This window comes from Pseudomonas siliginis (assembly GCF_024072275.1).
Lineage (GTDB): Bacteria > Pseudomonadota > Gammaproteobacteria > Pseudomonadales > Pseudomonadaceae > Aquipseudomonas > Aquipseudomonas siliginis.
Genome location: NZ_CP099598.1, coordinates 1,933,656 through 1,950,488, shown reverse-complemented (window position 1 = coordinate 1,950,488; position 16,833 = coordinate 1,933,656). Strand labels below are relative to the sequence as shown.

The following is a 16,833-nucleotide window of genomic DNA, read 5'->3' as shown; positions in this document are numbered from 1 at the left end:
GCCATCAGAGCTGGCCCAGCACCGGCGTGCTCACGCGCACATCGGCGTTCTGCCCACGGTGGCGCAGCAGGTGATCCATCAGCACGATGGCCATCATCGCCTCGGCGATCGGCGTCGCGCGGATGCCGACGCATGGGTCGTGACGACCCTTGGTGATCACGTCGACCGGGTTGCCATTCACGTCGATCGAGCGGCCTGGGGTGGTGATGCTCGAGGTCGGTTTCAATGCCAGATGCGCAACGATTGGCTGGCCGGACGAGATGCCACCGAGGATGCCGCCGGCGTTGTTGCTGAGGAATCCTTCCGGCGTCAGTTCATCGCGGTGTTCGGTACCACGCTGGGCGACACAGGCGAACCCGGCGCCGATCTCGACGCCCTTGACCGCGTTGATGCTCATCAGCGCGTGGGCCAGTTCGGCGTCGAGGCGATCGAAGATCGGCTCGCCAAGACCCGGCATCACGCCTTCGGCGACCACGGTGATCTTCGCTCCGACCGAGTCCTGATCGCGGCGCAACTGGTCCATGTACGCTTCCAGCTCCGGGACCTTGTCCGGGTCAGGACTGAAAAAGGCGTTTTCTTCGACCGAATCCCAGGTCTTGAACGGAATTTCGATCGGGCCGAGCTGGCTCATGTAACCGCGAATCACGATGCCCTGACTGGCCAGATACTTCTTGGCGATCGCACCGGCCGCCACGCGCATGGCGGTTTCCCGCGCGGAACTGCGGCCACCGCCGCGATAATCGCGTTCGCCGTATTTATGGTGATAGGTGTAGTCGGCGTGAGCCGGGCGGAACAGGTCCTTGATCGCCGAGTAGTCCTTGGACTTCTGGTCGGTGTTGCGAATCAGCAGGCCGATCGAGCAACCGGTGGTGCGACCCTCGAACACGCCGGAGAGGATTTCGACTTCATCGGCTTCCTGGCGCTGAGTGGTGTGGCGGCTGGTGCCGGGCTTGCGGCGATCGAGGTCGCGCTGCAGATCTTCCAGGGAAATCTCCAGGCCCGGCGGGCAGCCGTCGACAATGGCGACCAACGCCGGACCATGGCTTTCGCCAGCGGTGGTGACAGTGAACAACTTGCCGTAGGTATTGCCGGACATGCAGGACGCTCCGTGAAATCAAACCCGAATTCTTGATGCGCGCCAGTATACGCAGGCTAACCGAGTAGTTCATCCTCGAACCTTAGTGGTGCCGGCGAGTCCAACCGGCACCTTGACCAATGATGGCGTGATGATGCTGCGAGTTCTGATCTTGAGTCTTACCCTCTTTACCGGCTTTGCCCAAGCGACAGTCCTACAGCGCCCGGTCACTCTGGACACCGGCAGCGGCGAACTTTTCGGTTCGCTGTTGCTGCCCAAGTCCGACAGCCCGGTGCCGATTGTTCTGATGATTTCTGGCTCAGGTCCTACAGATCGCGACGGAAACAACCCCGACGGCGGACGCAATGACAGCCTCAAGCGCTTGGCCTGGGTGCTGGCCAAACACAACATCGCCAGCGTGCGCTATGACAAGCGCGGCGTCGCCGCGAGCCTGGCGGCCGCTCCCGATGAACGTGATTTGTCTGTAGAAGGCTATGCGGCGGACGCAGTGGCATGGGGGCAGAAGCTCAAGGCCGATCCGCGTTTCGGCAAACTGATTCTGCTCGGCCACAGCGAAGGCGCGCTGATTGCCAGCCTCGCCGCGCCGAAGCTGGACGCAGCGGCGGTGATCTCGCTGTCCGGCAGCGCGCGCCCGGTCGACCAGGTCATCCGCGAACAGTTGGCGCGCAGCCTGCCGCCGCCACTGATGCTGCGCAGCAACGAACTGCTCGACAGCCTCAAGGCCGGCCATACCGATGACAACGTGCCGCAGCCGTTGCAGGTGATCTTTCGCCCGAGCGTGCAGCCGTACCTGATTTCGCTGTTCCGTCAGGACCCGGCGCAGGCCTTTGCCCAGTTGAAAATGCCGGCGCTGATTGTCCAGGGCAGCAACGACATTCAGGTCGGCACCGAGGACGCGAAGCTGCTCAAGGCGGCGAAACCGGACGCGCAACTGACGGTGATCGACGGTATGAATCACGTGCTGCGCATCGTCCACAACGACATGAAGCGGCAATTGGCCTCCTACAAGGACCCGAATTTGCCCCTGGCCGCCGAACTGGGCGCCGCCGTCATCGAATTTATTGACGGAATTCGTGCAAGTTAACTGCGTTTTACCCTCCAGCCTCACAGAAAACGGCCGATAAGCCTTTGTCGCCAGCGCAACGTCTGGCGGCAAGCAGGGCTTGGACAGGATCTCGCCGTTATGACTGAAACCCAGACTTCACCCGACACCAGCGCTGAAAAAGACGCACCGCCAGCGGTCGAACTGCCGTGGGCGGACGTTCAGGCCGAGCACCACAAGATGCTCCGCCTGGCGCCGCTGCAGACCGACCGCAATACCGGCGGCCGGCCGTTGCGCTTTGTCGAATTCGGTTACGCCGAGCGCAACAGCAAAGAGCGCAGCCTGATGCGCATGGCGATCAAGCTGCCCAACCAGCGCGTGCGCAAAGAGCAGAATCATCTTGATGTGTGGGTCGACCACGCGAGCAAACGGGTGAGCTTCGGTCCCGATAGCGGCTTGCAGATTGAACCGCTGAATCGCGGTATCGGCCGCTTCATGGCTGCGCAAGGCATCAATTGGGCGAAAAAGCGCTGGCCCGGCTACACCGTCGACGGCATGGACCTGAACAACAAGGACGCGCTCAACGAAGACACTCGCTTGCGTCGCGACCATTTCCTGCGCGTGCACGGTTTCGATGTGGCTTACGCCGATGCCCAGCATTTGAAAGGCAGCATCAAGGCCGTGCAGGTCGGTGATCTGCTGGGTGACTGGAACAGCGAAAAGCTGCAGATCGTCGAAATTCTTGAAGCCGCGCAGATGCTCCAGCAGGCCGAACAGAACCTGGCCGAGCAGGAAGTGAAACTGAAGAAGCAGGAAGAAAAAGTCAGCAAGTTCAAGCGTGAAGACGCCGGGCTGCGTTTCACCATTACGTGTCTGGTGGCATTTGCGGTGTTTCAGGCGGGGTTGTTGATCTGGATTGCTACGCACCGCTGAGGGCTTGAGCGCGTACTGATCGTTCCCATGCTCTGCGTGGGAACGATCTGTCACAACCTTAGACGCGGGACGCGAACAGGGCCTGATGCGCGCGGCACTGCTCGGCTGTCAGCATGAACACGCCATGCCCACCACGCTGGAACTCCAGCCAGGCGAAATCGACTTCCGGGTACAACGCCTCGACGTGCACCTGGCTGTTGCCCACCTCGACAATCAACAAACCTTTCTCGGTCAGGTGATCCGCCGCTTCGGCGAGCATGCGCCGGACCAGATTCAGACCATCATCACCGCAGGCCAGACCGAGTTCAGGCTCGTGCTGATACTCGTCCGGCATGTCGGCGAAATCTTCCGCATCGACGTAGGGCGGGTTCGACACGATCAGGTCGAAACGCTGACCCGGCAAGCCATCGAAGCCATCACCCTGCACCGTGTAGACGCGCTCATCGACGCCATGGCGCTCGATGTTCTGATTGGCCACTTCCAGCGCCTCGAACGACAGGTCCGCGAGCACTACCTCGGCATTCTGGAATTCGTAAGCGCAAGCAATGCCGATGCAGCCGGAGCCAGTGCACAGGTCGAGAATCCGCGTCGGTTCGTTGCCGATCCATGGCGCAAAGCGGTTTTCGATCAGTTCACCAATCGGCGAACGCGGGATCAACACGCGCGGGTCGACGATGAACGACATGCCGCAGAACCAAGCTTCACCGAGCAGATAGGCGGTGGGAACGCGATCCTCGATGCGGCGCTTGAGCAAGCGCTGCAGATTGACCAGTTCGTCATCTTCCAGCGCGCAATCAAGATAGCTGTCGGCGATTTCCCAAGGCAGGTGCAAAGCGCCCAGCACCAGCTGACGCGCCTCGTCCCAGGCGTTGTCGGTGCCATGACCGAAAAACAGATCCTCCCCATGGAAGCGGCTGACGGCCCAACGGATGTGGTCGCGCAGGGTACGAAGTCGGGAAGTGATCACGGCGTAGAACTCCAGAAAAAACGACTGGCGATTCTAGCAGCCAAAACGCGCGACGACGACGCAGGAAAAACCACGCGGTTCCGGTAGGAGTTTTCTTTTTTTTGCATCAGGCATTGAACGGAACGTGTAACTTGACAAGGCTGCAGGCCAAGAACGACGGCGCCTACGATGGTAGCGATTCACAGAACCGCTCAGCCAGAGGACAATGTCGCAAAAGCCCCACCCCGAGGAGCCCCAGAATGTCCGTTCCAAAAACGATGTTTCAACTCAGCGGCCGCGGTTACGCAGCGGCCACACTGAGCCATGCCACCGTGGTCATCATCGATGCCCAGAAGGAATACCTCAGTGGCCCGCTGGCCCTGAGCGGCATGGACGCGGCCGTCGCGAACATCAAACAAGTGGTTGCCGCAGCCCGTGCCGCCGGTCGGCCGATCGTGCACGTGCGTCATCTCGGCACCGTGGGTGGCCTGTTCGACCCGCAGGGCGAACGTGGCGAGTTCATCCCTGGTCTGGAACCACAGGGTGATGAAACCATTATCGGCAAACTGCTGCCGAGCGCGTTCCATGGCACCGAACTGCTCGAGCGCCTGCAGAACCTCGGCTCGCTGGACCTGATCGTTTGCGGTTTCATGAGTCACTCCAGCGTCAGCACCACCGTGCGCGCGGCGAAAAACCTCGGTTTCCGCTGCACCTTGGTCGAAGACGCCTGCGCGACCCGCGATCTGCCGTTCAAGGGCGGCGTGCTCAGCGCCGAACGCGTGCAGGAAGCGGAAATGGCGATCATGGCCGACAACTTCGCCACGCTGGCCAAGACTCAGGACCTGATCTGATCCTGCCCTTGCGAGCGGTGCGTTGGCGCCGCTCATCCGCTATATCCGCTGATTTGCCGCAAATGCCATAGCCTCAGGAACAACCCGGTCAACTCCCGGTCGAAGGGCCGATACCATTGAGGAAGGTCGGAATGAAGTTATCCGATGGATTTGACGCACGCCGTTTGCGGCCCAAAGGCCAAAGCAACTGGCGTTTTCGATTTGGCGCGGCGATCTCGGCCATTCTGGCGACGTTCGGCGTGCTGCTGGCGATGGCCGGGGCAGCCAGCCTGCTCGGCCGCCCGCCGGCGCTGGGTGACCTGAACGCATCACCGCTGGGCTCGGCAATCATGCTCGCCGTCGGCTTGCTGTTTCTGTATTTCGGCGTTGCCCTGTGGCGCCGCTGCCGCCGTCGCGCACGGCAATCGCGGGAACTGAACATGGCCCCGCATCTGATGAAAAAACACGACTGACCCAACGGCCTGGCTTTTTGCCGGGCCGTTTTCTGTCGACTTGGGTAAACTGGCCGCCCTTCGCGGAGGCTGACATGCAAGACGACGATTTTTCTCTGTTCAAAAGTGCGATCCAGGGCGTCAAGCCGATCAAGCACGACCGCGCCGACACCGGCAAACCCAAGGCTGACCGCGCGCAGATCGCCAAGCTGCGTCAGTCCGCCACCGTGCGCAGCGACACCACTATCATTGATGGCTTGTCCGACCAGTTCGTGATCGACGTCGGCCCGGAAGACGAACTGATGTGGTCCCGCGACGGCGTGCAGGAAAGCCAGATGCGCAAGCTCAAGGTCGGGCAGATCCCGTTCGAAGGCAGCCTCGACCTGCACGGCATGAGTGTCGAGAAGGCCCGCGAAACCCTTTGGGCGTTTCTCGCTGAGGCGACCAAATTCGAAATCCGCTGCGTGCGCGTGACTCACGGCAAGGCCGTGCGCCTCGATGGCAAGCGGCCAATGATCAAAAGCCATGTCAACACCTGGCTGCGCCAGCACGCCCAAGTCCTCGGCTTTTGCTCCTGCCAGGCCCGTCACGGCGGCGCCGGCGCGGTTTATGTGATGCTGAAACGGACGATGATGGAAGGTCGCGACGAATAATTGCGTTACACCAAATTTGCGGGCTGCGAAAACTTCCACAGATAGTTCGATAGATCTAGAACAGAATCATACCCCGGTTCTAGAAAGCCAAGGCAATAGTAAAAAGCCCGCATATCTGCGGGCCCGGCTAAAAAAGTACTAACTATTTATCTTCTGCGATATCTTTCATTATCAACGGAACCAACGTCGTCTGCGCAGCATAAACAGAAGCAACTGGAGATAGATGGCTATTATCAAATGTAGTCATTCCAGTTTTTCGATCAGAACCTAAATAAGTTCTGCATCCTTTATCAGTACACAACAGGTCAATCATCGAAACATACTGAAATCCACCCTGCCCATCGCCATACTTGCTTTTGAGCACAGCTTCGGAATCAAGAACATGCTGGACGACGCCATCTTTTAAGTAAGTCGGCGTGGACTCCCAATGTCTCTGTAATATGATCTGATTAAGCCTCCCGTCCCACAACGGGACTGGGCCCATAACAATTACATGCTTGACGCCGTAGGAGGTCAATGCAGTCGCGAGTTGAGGGAGACTGGCGGAGACATCGTGCCAGAGTACCTGACCTATAATTACCACATTAGGCCTTTGATCCTTTATCGTCTGAATCGCAAACTTATTGGATTTTTTGCAATATTCAGTAGTTGAAGCGTCGATTTCCGGAAGGTTAGGCAAACAACCGGAAGTAGCCACACTGAGAACCCCAATCTCTTTAGGTAACTCGTGTGTCACTCCGTAAATATATTGTTGCGCGTGTGAATCCCCCCAAAAAACAAGCTTCTTGGATTTGTCTGACTTGAAACATTTTTCTGCAATATTGGAAACTGGAATATTTGTGGCTGAACCTTTGAGAAAAGCATCCATATTGTACCAGTCACAATCGTACCTGAACTTACCAGGAATGTCCTGTTTCATAAAATATTGCCAATCAGGTTTTACATTTGCAAAGTACTCCGCGAACTGCTCTCTTTCGTCTTGACGAGATGGAAACCCATTTTTAGAAATGGTCGCCGCACCAATACTTATAAACACCAGAGCCCCGCAGATCAGAAGTCTGAACGCTGTGCGACCGGATATTTTTTGGCGCATAGGTATTTCGATAAACCTATAGGTCAACCATGCGAGAACTACAGATAAAACTACCATAGCACTGCGCAGTGGGAAGTCGGGTGTGCCTGAGAAAAAAATGTAAGTAAAAGAGAATATCGGCCAATGCCACAAGTAGAGCGGATAGCTGATCAAGCCAATAAAGACCAAGAAGCGTGACGACAATACTTTTTTATTAATCCAAGCGTCAGGCCCTGAAAATATTAATAGTGCTGAGCCTATGACGGGAAGCAGCGCCCAATAACCAGGAAATTGTTTATTTTTATCAATAATAGATACTGCTGTAACGACGAATGTTATACCCACAAACGAGGCCGCATTACGAAGAACCTGAGATCGAATTTTACACGAATGGGGCGATCCGAACACCGTATTGTAAGCTAACAAGCTACCAAACAGTAACTCCCAAACCCGGTATTGAGGTAGAAAAAAAACGCCCGCTGGTGTGTCGGAGATATAAAGCAAGCCGAATCCAAATGAACATAGGCCAACGAATGTTACCGCTATTGCATACGCCAACCTAGATGCGACTTTGGAAAGAACGATTATAGAAATTGGGAAAAAGAGATAGAATTGCTCTTCGACGCCCAATGACCACAAATGCATGAGAGGTTTAGTCTCAACGGTTGCGTCAAAATAACCCGACTCGGAATACATCATTAAATTCTGAACAAAACTTAAACCAGCGATCATATGCTTGCAGAGAACTTTAAACTCTGCCCCCATCATGATCACCCAGGCTGCGATAAACGACGAAAGCAGAACTATCAGGAGCGCTGGGAATATACGCCTCACACGCCGCACGTAGAAATCATAGACACTGAAACTATTTGTCGATACACCCTTGAATATAATATTGGATATCAGATACCCGGAAATCACAAAAAATATATCTACACCTACAAACCCACCCGCAAGCACGGTCGGGAACGCGTGATATATAACTACAGCAAGAATTGCGAGCGCTCGCAGCCCATCGATATCGGGACGATAACTTAAAGGTCGAACATAAAGATTATTCTCCCTCTCCGACAAAGCCTCCTTTGAACTCAAATTTTGCGCAGCACTAGAACCCATTAAATTATTTCCTTGTCAAATAATTAGCAGCACATCGCGCTGTAAAACGAAGGCTAAAAAATTGGCGAATTGTACTTTCCGAACGAAATAAATTCCAATAAAATTCAAGATAAACCAATTCCGAACGGCGCCCAACCGCCCTGCACATGATTGCAGACGCTTGAAGCACTAACTTCCAACACCCGCGTGAGCTTCACTTTGCTTTTGATAGTCGGCCGATTATTAGACACCTGTCCATCGATCACCTCGCATCTGCGGCGAAATATGATCACAGGAGCGGCTTGCACGAGCAAAATTCATAGTGCTGTTCCTCCACCCACTGAGCGCGCTCGGTTTCGAGCACAGACCTGCGGACATTCAGCTCCCCGAGCGGCTTTCTCTGGATGCGCTGATCTATTTTGACAAAAATGAGGACAAACCACCAACTCTTCTCTCAGGCCAGTTTTTGGCCACCTGCATCGGATCCTGCGTACGGAGAGAAACATTTCATGCACTGCTAAGCGACGATTCGTCCTCCCTCAGAAAGAAAAGCTCCAGGCAAAACTTATGGTAGGTCGATAAATCCGAAATTTATGCTGTAGAATTTACCAGCACATGCCCAACACCTAAAAGCTCGAGCACGTTACAGAGTTTAAAATTAAAACATCCGGAAATTAAGAATGGACACTGGCAGTTACAAGAAACCACATACTTCTAAAATCAAAACCATGCTTAAAGCCTTTAAGCACCATGAAGAGCTTTCTGCATTTTTTTTAACTTTACTTATTATTTTCACCACCCAATTCTGCATAGGCGCTATTAAATTCGTTGGCGATGCTAACGCCTACTGGCATTACAGCTCTTTCATTCTAGACTTGGATTTTCCAAAAACCATGCGAGGATATTTTTATCCTCTGGTGCTCGCCATTCCAAGATTTATAGCGAATTCGTGGCCCTCGTCCGGCTACATTGGATTTTATGTCATACAAGCGCTACTGTTCTCCTACATTTTTTCCACATTGTTACCCTATGTATTCACACGACTTATCGGAGGGAAACTCTCGATCTCCCGCCGAATACTTCCACCACTTCTCGTTGCGATATTTTTTCCAGGTCTAATGGCCTATCCGCTAAGTGATCTCCCGGCGCTATGCATGATCGTGACGAGCCTTTACCTAGCCTTAAGAGCGTCTAAACAGAAAAACCTGGCCTCATCGTTTCTATTTTTGTTTTTAGCAGGCATCACCGCTTATGGCGCCTACAACATTAGAACAATATATTTGTTCCCATTACTAATTTTAATCCCAATCATCCCGGCATTATTACTGAAGAAAAACAGTCACATCGAAAAACTTCTGCTAACAGCTTCTTTTATTGCCGGAGCGACTTTTGCTTCGTTGCCACAGATAATAATCAACTTTAAACACCTGAACTCGCCGTCACCATTTGTCATAACGGATAACAAAAATACTTCGCTGTACGCCAATCAGTTAAAGTGGGGAGTTACCATACAAAGGTATGAGACTGGATACAACTCAGAAACCGGGGGTATATATCCGATTTATTACATAGACCCTTTGGGCGAGCGTTTATTTGAAAATGCAAATCTTGGCGAAGGCGTTATTACTGTTCCAAAAATCCTTACTGCCATTGTCAATCACCCGCTTTCGTTTTTGCAAATTTATACCAAGCATTTCATCAATGGTATGGATGTCAGAGATCCGGACCCGTACACATCAACATCATCAAAGGATAGAAATTTCCGTTCTTTTACGAGCTTGTCATTGTCTGTACTAGGTGCATTTTTCTTAGTACTCGTGGTTGCCAGATCTGAAACGGGCCGAAATCCTTGGCCTCAAATACTGTCAAAAGTCACTTGGCTCGTTTTATTGTTGCTACCTGTTTTGGCGATCACACCAGGCGCGATAGAAACCAGATTTTTCCTACCATTTCACTTGATAGGCTATTGCGCCATTTCTTACGGTTTCTCAAAAAATCTGAAGAATAAATTTAGCACTAAGGAAGCATTGCTCGCTGTAGTAATATATTTGACATTAGTCTTGTCTTTTTATAACAGCGCTAGAGAGTCAGTGCAACATCCGAATTCAGCTATCAAAAAGGAATATTTTGAATAACGTATTTCTTTAGCCTCTATGTTCAATTGAAGCGCCGATCACATCAGTTGACTGATTCCGTTAAAGGAAAATCGTGGGAACTGAACAACGAGCCGGGCGCACGCTCGCGAGCGCGGTCCTTTTACCGAGAGCCGCAATCCCGTCGTAAGACTTCCCAGACCTCAAGAGGGCTGCCTCAATGATTGTCAGCGGAACGTGGCACAGTTCTAGACAAGGCCAACCTTTATTCAGGGGCTTAGCTTCGTCAGAATTCATCGCTTCGAATACTCCGCCGTCGGTATCCTGGTGCGTCTCCCTGCCCTGAAAGGTGACACTCACGAATCGGCTAAAGCTCCGCAGGGATTGCAATTTCGACCGAGGGCGCAACGCAATGCGCCCCTGGCAGACCTAGTGCCCCCCATGTGCAACAGCCACCTCTTCCACAAGGGGTCGCGGGAACCTCACACGGATGTCCGCCCCCGGCTTGCGCCGCTCCAGTCAGGTGCATGACGACACGCTTCTCCGACAAGCCGATCGTGGTCATTGAGGCGCAAATATCCAATGTCCCACCTATAAGCGCTGAGTGATTACCGTGTTCGGGCTGCCAATCAAGATTTTTGAGTTTGTCTAACACGCAAGAATGACTGGCAACAGCAGCCAAGCGGCCCCTGCTGCACTCAATATCAGGGCCAACTGGCAATACAACTACGTGCATACTTACGCTACCATAAGCCCCATGACATGCATGAACCTCGATTTCATCCCGAATCAGTTTGGCCGTAGCGTGCAAATGCCGCTTCGACTTATGCCCGTTGGATCAATCACATTCATGACTGAAGCGAAGCCGGGGCGCTTGACCAAATCCTGATTGGTACTGACAGGAACCGTCCCTCCTCTAGAACCCATACGGAATAAAGCTCTGTGACACTGGAACAGAATTACACCGCCATGTTTAGGGGTATTCAGTAGGTTCTCAGGGTCAATGAAATCAGGGAGTTAGCACCGAGGAAAACCCAGAATTTCACGCTGATACCGAGTCATTGGTACAGAGATTGGTACGGGATTCATATCCGGCATACGTCGAAAAAGCCCCGCATTGTTTGACATGATGCGGGGCTTTTTCATTGTTGAATCATCGCTTGACCGTAAATCGAATGGCGGCTATCGGCCAGAAGCGGACGTAATGGCGTTTGTGTAGTATCTGCCTCTCTTCCTACCTATATGAGATGCCGATGTCTAGCCGACACTCCCCATCCCCTACAAGAGCTGTCCTAGACCTGCAGAACGCACGTTCGCTTTTGGGAAAACGGCTGAGCGTGCTGCTGCACGACCAGTATTATTTCAACGACGAGAAAGGTCTGGGAGACATAGGTTCTCTAGAGTGGCGTTTTGGCGAAGGAGAAGTTCTATCCATGTATCTCTTGAGTGATGGCGAGAGAGTAGGTGCGGACTTGTTTCCTTCTGATACGCCGGCTCCCTTCGAGATAGAGCCAAACGTGACCTGCTCCTGGAAGAGGGAAAACCTGCTTGCGGATCTGTCAGCAACCCACCTTGAGAACACAAAAATTTGCGCAGTTGAGGGAATTCTTGACTCTTTCAACGGACAAGAGCCTTGGCTGGCCGGATTCAGAGTTACGTTCGAGACCGGTGACTCGTTGATCTACCTTAACCAGGGCGACGATGCCGTCGTATTGATTAATGCGCTACCGCCAGTAAGTGTAGGCCTAGAAACCCGCTTCGTTACCTCAATTTAATGACAGCTATGGGTCGATCTCTCTCCTTCACGAAGGGCAGCTTTTGGCCGAAAGCGGCCGCTGGCTGGCTCCGATGATGGATTGGGCGTAGCCCCTCGTTTGCCCCGCGGCCACGCTGGCTCATCCCTCGAAACCACAATGCTTTGTAGCAATTTCTAAGCATGCATCGTTTACCGCCCACAAAGCGCAGTACCGGTACTATGCTCTTTCTTTTTCGACAGGAGTCGATGCTATGGCAGACGAATATTCGTTATCGGACGTGCTGGAGAGGATGTACCAGAATCAGCTCGGTCTGGAAGCAGCCTTGATGGAGCTCACGCTTCATGCTGAACAGCAAGGTTTGGCCGAGGTCGGCGACAACGTCCGGGGGGCCTTGTGGGCGATTGGAGAGAATGCCGGACACATAAAGCAGGGCTTGGCAAAGCTCCGAAGCAAACGTCTCTAAACCGCCACACTCCGATTGTGCTGGAGTGTGGCCGTGTATCTGTGTGGAATGCCTGCAGCAATTGGCTTTAACGGGCGCTAACGACCACTTGCATAAGTGCATACTTGGCATTGAACGGCATAGTTTGGCCTATGGTTTGCCCCATTTTTGCCCAAACTCTATCGACCACTACAGAGAGGCCAAAGCCTGCCCTCACCAGCACAAGGATCTACAAGCACCATGTACGACGTTTCTGCAATGGAGTCGGAACTCCAGGATTCGATGGCTGTTGTTAAGAAGAAAATAAGAACCACATTTGCTGCCGCATTCAAAAATGTTTACTGCAGCGATTTAGTGCCCGACCAGTTTTCAGACCAATCCCCCCCTATTGACTTGGTCTCCCTCGTCAGTATTGCAGATCTTAAACATGTGTTTAGGGGCGCGGGCTTCTACGTCATCCTTTCAGATCGTGCCGTAGACGGAAACATCTGCAGCCTACAACGAGGGACACTTCGTGCGATCTACCGCGGCGAATGCGGAGGAGTACGAAGGCGTGTTCAAAGCCACTTATTCAACGCGCAGTACAACGCGGACTACAAAGAGCGCTCCTCCAATTACCTTGCCAAGCCGAAGAACGAAGGAAAGTCTTTCTATGAGCCTCACTGGCCTCATTGCTTGAAGCTCGATAAAGGTGGGCCGAGCGGGGTCAACATTGATGAGGCACCTCACAGCGGCCACAGGTGGTTTGTACTTGTGCATCGAATGGAGGGCAGCTCCCAACCGTTACGGCAGATTGCGGAGCTCGCATTCGACGACGCTTTCGGGCATCCGGCTGGAAGTCGCGACGTGCGGTAACTGGGATGATGTAACGAGTGATATAGATAGGGATTCGAACCCGACCTGCTCACTCCATAGCCCGCTAGAGGCCGCAATTACCGGCAGTTTCGAGGCGACTGCAAGGCCAGAAACGGCCCATAGCGGGCTACGACTTGCCCTAAATTTGCCCTAAACCTTGCAGCCGATCTCGGAGTACATTCATGGCGCAAATTAAAGCAGCGTAGTAGCCTGAGGCCACCCTTACCCGAAGAGAGCTACGATGACGACACCTATCAAGCTTGGCGAGTCCCCCCTTTTCAGGGCAGCCCTTCTTGTGCCAATTATGTCTGGCGCGCTGCTATTTGTTGCGTCATCTATTTCAAACAATAATTTTACCATGTGCTTTTCATCAGGCTGCATTAACAATTTCTTCGAATTATATAAATTCCCTTTATCAATCCTAGGCCTTTCTGTTCCACTAACAGCAATCGTAGCAGCACTTCATCGGTCAGAGGAGGCGCATCTACAAATTGAAGAAACACTCAAACAGAACACATTCAACAACCACATAAAACACCAAGAAGAATTTTTCAAACTATTAGAAAAAATCGAATCAAAATGCTCTTGCCGATTTACCGACCCACTAACCTTATATCGACGCATATTCCCAAAAAACAACTATTCATATTTCACGTTCACTGCACATTCTAAAAAAGAAACCGTCGACCCCAACACCAATAATTTTCTCGAATCATTACGAATACAGACATTCGACTTCAAGACAGTCTTGTATAATCCTGCCACGGATGAAAGTGCGTTGATCGCCCTCTTAATCGATATTCAAGAACTGGTACAAACCTTACACATTCAACCATCGGCTGAAACACTAGAGCAGTTCAAAAATACCAAATACGTATGGCCTGAAGACGCCGCACGAAAAGCCACCGACAACTTAAAAACCATACAAAGAGAACTCTACGCATTTGGATTTTATAAATCTAACGCTCGCAACGATAGAGAGGCGCTAGCGACGTACATTCGACTACCAAACTCTCACAATACGTATATGAACAATACTAAACACGCAGCTCAACTCGCCCTAGAAATTGAAAAAGATATTTAGGCACTTGTACAAGCATCGAAATCAGAACATTCCCCCTAAAGCGGAAGGCCCTCAGTTCATAATCACCAACTCGCCACGCACCTCGGCCTTACCCTGGCGCTGATTGGAGTAGCAATAGCAGATGCCCATCGTCTCGAAACGGAAGCCATCGAACAAACGAAGACTGCCCGGATGATCATTGGTGCTGACCATTACCTTGCCTCTGCTGCGCCGCATGAAGTCGGCCATACTCCGATTGTGTTGGAGTAATTCAGCTTTTAGGCCCCTGCCCCTCGTCTTTACTGGGTTAGGACGCCAATTTGGTTCGCATGCATTTATGCATGATTGGCACTGAGTGGCATTGTTTGGCGTACGATTTGCCCCATTTTTTCCCCATTTCAGCCGGACGATGATTGGGCGTCAGAGCACTACCCATCGACGGACCTCCCGCACTATTGCAGAACACACGTTCAGGAATTAGCATCCACCCCATTCCAAGGTGCAAGCCCGCCAAGCCCCACAAGGGTGATTCTGGGCAGATCTTCATCTTCTCCAGATCGATCTCTGGGTTGCTTTGAATCAACCGGGAACTCAACTTCAAAAACTGATTTGGGTACCTACTAATGTTGAAGCACCTCGCCGATTGCTTAAAAATTATTGCTACATCGCCTCAGCTACGACTGCTTTTGTTCCCAATATCATTCTCCGTTCCAGTCTTAACCTTCGCTTTGCTGATCTGGGTGTGCCACCAGGCGTAGTCACAAGCAAAACGCTATTTCATCAATTGATGAGCTTCCCCATCCTGCAGCTGTTACAGCGGGGGTTATTGACTCTGATTCAAAAATTTCCAGATCGCTGTGAAATTTCGCAGCCTGGGTCAACCAGCTAGGGTAGGATTGGATCAGGGCGATTCTCGCTAAGCGAGTACGTCCTAGGGGGGTGACTCTCCTGACTGCGACTCCGTCAAGTCGCTTAAGGTGATTGTGTGCGAGCCCGTTCCCGGCTGGGCCGATCGGATACCTCTAACACTCGAGCCGATGCTTGCGGCCATTCGCGGTAAGCCAAAAGCAAGCGCCCGGCAAGGCGCTTTATAAATAACCAACCCTTAAAAGTTGGCAGCGCTGTCAGCACTTCGCAGGGCTATTGCCATGTTTAAGTTGCAGACTAAAGCAGTACGGGTGGAAGTCAGTCTTTGGGCGCTAGCTTTTATAGTTGGCGGCCTTTTAGACAGATTTGTTTCCTAGGCTGACGGGGGGAGGGATACCTCCCCCCTGATCCTGGCAATCTAGTCTAGAAGCTCTTTCGCAGTTGCGACACATCGGTCCCTGCATCTGCGCAGGTCATACTCAAAAAGCGATTTGAGCCCCCTCAACCGGTAACAGCCATTCACAAACGATCTACATTTGCCTACGCAGCGGACTCGGTAGCCAAAAATTCGGAATCCTTACAATTCCCTAGGAATTGCTTCCATTCGAAATTCGTGTTGAACCAAGCGCATCTTGAATACTGGAATACCAGCTACTGCGGCTTCTTGTATTATGAGACTCTCGTCGCTTTCGCTTATTTTTGATCCTAGATATACAGCCTTTAGAGGCGCTCTATAATTTCTTGGTGGCTCCGAAGCGCTATCGGCTAAGACAAGCCGCCATTCCTCTTCATAGGACCAATCTGGTGATTTATGAAGTGCCGCGATTACTCCGAACAAATTATTGAAAGCACTTTTCGTTTTGACTCCAACCAATAAATCCGAAGCTCTAAAAACACCACTGTACCTTACCGGCCAAAGTGCCAGCCCCAGCAAACTTTCCAATGGTAGGCTTTGGAAGTCATATTCCATTGCGAAACCAGAATGGTTATTTGCATAATGAGCCCATAAAGGTAGCGAGTCTAAGCGCTCAGTTAGAGAGCAAATTTTATAAGAATTTTGAAGTTTAATGTTTAGCTCATTAACAGTTTTAGCCACAAAACCTGCATGACTTTCCTTAAACACAGCAGCAATAGCCAGCAATTCCTTTCCATCTACTTCTGCCAATTCATCCGATCTACTTAGAAGAAGTCTCACCACTTCAAGAACCGGGTCTGCAGCGTCCAAGATAGCGGAGCGTTCACTTTGGGAAATATCTTCAATTCCGTCCAATAACAGCTCAGCGTGGGTTGATCCGAAATGAGGATCAAAGTCCACAGCGGAGTCATAAGGGTCATTAAAATTGCTAGCAAATGTGAGATGAAGGGTAGCGTCCCTTAGATTATCAAGTGAATACTTATTCACCTCGCGAAACTTGTATAGCCTCGTTGGAAACTTTGAGTATTTCATTTCCTGAGCCGCACGTATATTTTCTAACGGAAGCTGTGGCACACACATGAGCCGCATCAAATCTTCGATCCAATCCTTCGACATTACGTCCTTCCAAATCAAAGTCAGTTAAATTTTCTAACGGGCGATTATTATCTTAATCACAATGGCTATATCATGCTGTCTAGCTCATCATGGTGTATTCACATCG

Annotated in this window: 15 protein-coding genes; 10 read left to right on the top strand and 5 right to left on the bottom strand. The window is 51.9% G+C overall.

Going from position 1 to position 16,833, the window contains the following annotated elements; genetic code table 11:
• Positions 1 to 4: 4 nt before the first annotated feature.
• Positions 5 to 1,096 carry a chorismate synthase gene (gene aroC, locus NF676_RS09270; protein WP_024012223.1) on the bottom strand — a complete coding sequence of 364 codons (1,092 nt, stop codon included), beginning with the start codon at positions 1,094 to 1,096 and terminating at the stop codon, positions 5 to 7.
• 130 nt (positions 1,097 to 1,226) lie between these two features.
• Here aroC and NF676_RS09265 point away from each other — a divergent pair, with 130 nt between their 5' ends.
• Together NF676_RS09265 and NF676_RS09260 are read left to right on the top strand one after the other, a co-directional pair.
• Complete coding sequence (locus tag NF676_RS09265; protein WP_041479390.1) at positions 1,227 to 2,180, top strand: alpha/beta hydrolase; 954 nt, start codon at positions 1,227 to 1,229, stop codon at positions 2,178 to 2,180.
• A gap of 99 nt (positions 2,181 to 2,279) precedes the next feature.
• Positions 2,280 to 3,071 (top strand): hypothetical protein, encoded by a 792-nt coding sequence (locus NF676_RS09260; protein WP_125918579.1) that lies wholly within the window; start codon positions 2,280 to 2,282, stop codon positions 3,069 to 3,071.
• 58 nt (positions 3,072 to 3,129) lie between these two features.
• On the opposite strand, the gene prmB is transcribed toward NF676_RS09260, so the two are convergent.
• Complete coding sequence (gene prmB, locus NF676_RS09255) at positions 3,130 to 4,038, bottom strand: 50S ribosomal protein L3 N(5)-glutamine methyltransferase (RefSeq protein WP_252887591.1); 909 nt, start codon at positions 4,036 to 4,038, stop codon at positions 3,130 to 3,132.
• A gap of 239 nt (positions 4,039 to 4,277) precedes the next feature.
• Here prmB and NF676_RS09250 point away from each other — a divergent pair, with 239 nt between their 5' ends.
• From NF676_RS09250 to NF676_RS09240, 3 genes are all read left to right on the top strand, one after another.
• Complete coding sequence (locus NF676_RS09250; protein ID WP_016773772.1) at positions 4,278 to 4,868, top strand: cysteine hydrolase family protein; 591 nt, start codon at positions 4,278 to 4,280, stop codon at positions 4,866 to 4,868.
• A gap of 131 nt (positions 4,869 to 4,999) precedes the next feature.
• A complete protein-coding gene (locus tag NF676_RS09245) occupies positions 5,000 to 5,320 on the top strand; it encodes a hypothetical protein (RefSeq protein ID WP_041479344.1) in 321 nt (106 codons plus the stop codon).
• 74 nt (positions 5,321 to 5,394) lie between these two features.
• Positions 5,395 to 5,952, top strand: coding sequence for a Smr/MutS family protein (locus NF676_RS09240; RefSeq protein ID WP_016773770.1), 558 nt, complete (start codon positions 5,395 to 5,397; stop codon positions 5,950 to 5,952).
• A 142-nt stretch (positions 5,953 to 6,094) separates the two neighbouring features.
• Here NF676_RS09240 and NF676_RS09235 read toward each other — a convergent pair whose 3' ends face one another.
• Entirely contained in the window at positions 6,095 to 8,140 is a 2,046-nt protein-coding gene (locus tag NF676_RS09235; protein WP_095180811.1) for an acyltransferase family protein, read from the bottom strand.
• 659 nt (positions 8,141 to 8,799) lie between these two features.
• Between NF676_RS09235 and NF676_RS09230 the strand changes: the two genes are divergently transcribed.
• The 5 genes from NF676_RS09230 to NF676_RS09210 all read left to right on the top strand — a co-directional run bounded on the left by NF676_RS09230 (position 8,800) and on the right by NF676_RS09210 (position 14,350).
• The gene (locus NF676_RS09230) at positions 8,800 to 10,254 is read left to right on the top strand and encodes a hypothetical protein (RefSeq protein WP_252887590.1); all 1,455 of its coding nucleotides are present in this window, start codon (positions 8,800 to 8,802) and stop codon (positions 10,252 to 10,254) included.
• Between the two features lie 1,295 nt (positions 10,255 to 11,549).
• Entirely contained in the window at positions 11,550 to 11,987 is a 438-nt protein-coding gene (locus tag NF676_RS09225) for a hypothetical protein (protein ID WP_252887589.1), read from the top strand.
• 232 nt (positions 11,988 to 12,219) lie between these two features.
• Positions 12,220 to 12,432 (top strand): hypothetical protein, encoded by a 213-nt coding sequence (locus NF676_RS09220; RefSeq protein WP_103369846.1) that lies wholly within the window; start codon positions 12,220 to 12,222, stop codon positions 12,430 to 12,432.
• Between the two features lie 219 nt (positions 12,433 to 12,651).
• Positions 12,652 to 13,266, top strand: coding sequence for a hypothetical protein (locus NF676_RS09215; protein WP_252887588.1), 615 nt, complete (start codon positions 12,652 to 12,654; stop codon positions 13,264 to 13,266).
• 241 nt (positions 13,267 to 13,507) lie between these two features.
• On the top strand, positions 13,508 to 14,350 hold the full coding sequence (locus NF676_RS09210; protein ID WP_252887587.1) for a hypothetical protein: 843 nt from the start codon (positions 13,508 to 13,510) through the stop codon (positions 14,348 to 14,350).
• Positions 14,351 to 14,401: 51 nt separating this feature from the next.
• Here NF676_RS09210 and NF676_RS09205 read toward each other — a convergent pair whose 3' ends face one another.
• Both NF676_RS09205 and NF676_RS09200 read right to left on the bottom strand, forming a co-directional pair.
• The gene (locus NF676_RS09205; RefSeq protein ID WP_423519803.1) at positions 14,402 to 14,566 is read right to left on the bottom strand and encodes a hypothetical protein; all 165 of its coding nucleotides are present in this window, start codon (positions 14,564 to 14,566) and stop codon (positions 14,402 to 14,404) included.
• 1,207 nt (positions 14,567 to 15,773) lie between these two features.
• Positions 15,774 to 16,727, bottom strand: coding sequence for a DUF2971 domain-containing protein (locus tag NF676_RS09200; protein ID WP_252887586.1), 954 nt, complete (start codon positions 16,725 to 16,727; stop codon positions 15,774 to 15,776).
• Positions 16,728 to 16,833: the final 106 nt, after the last annotated feature.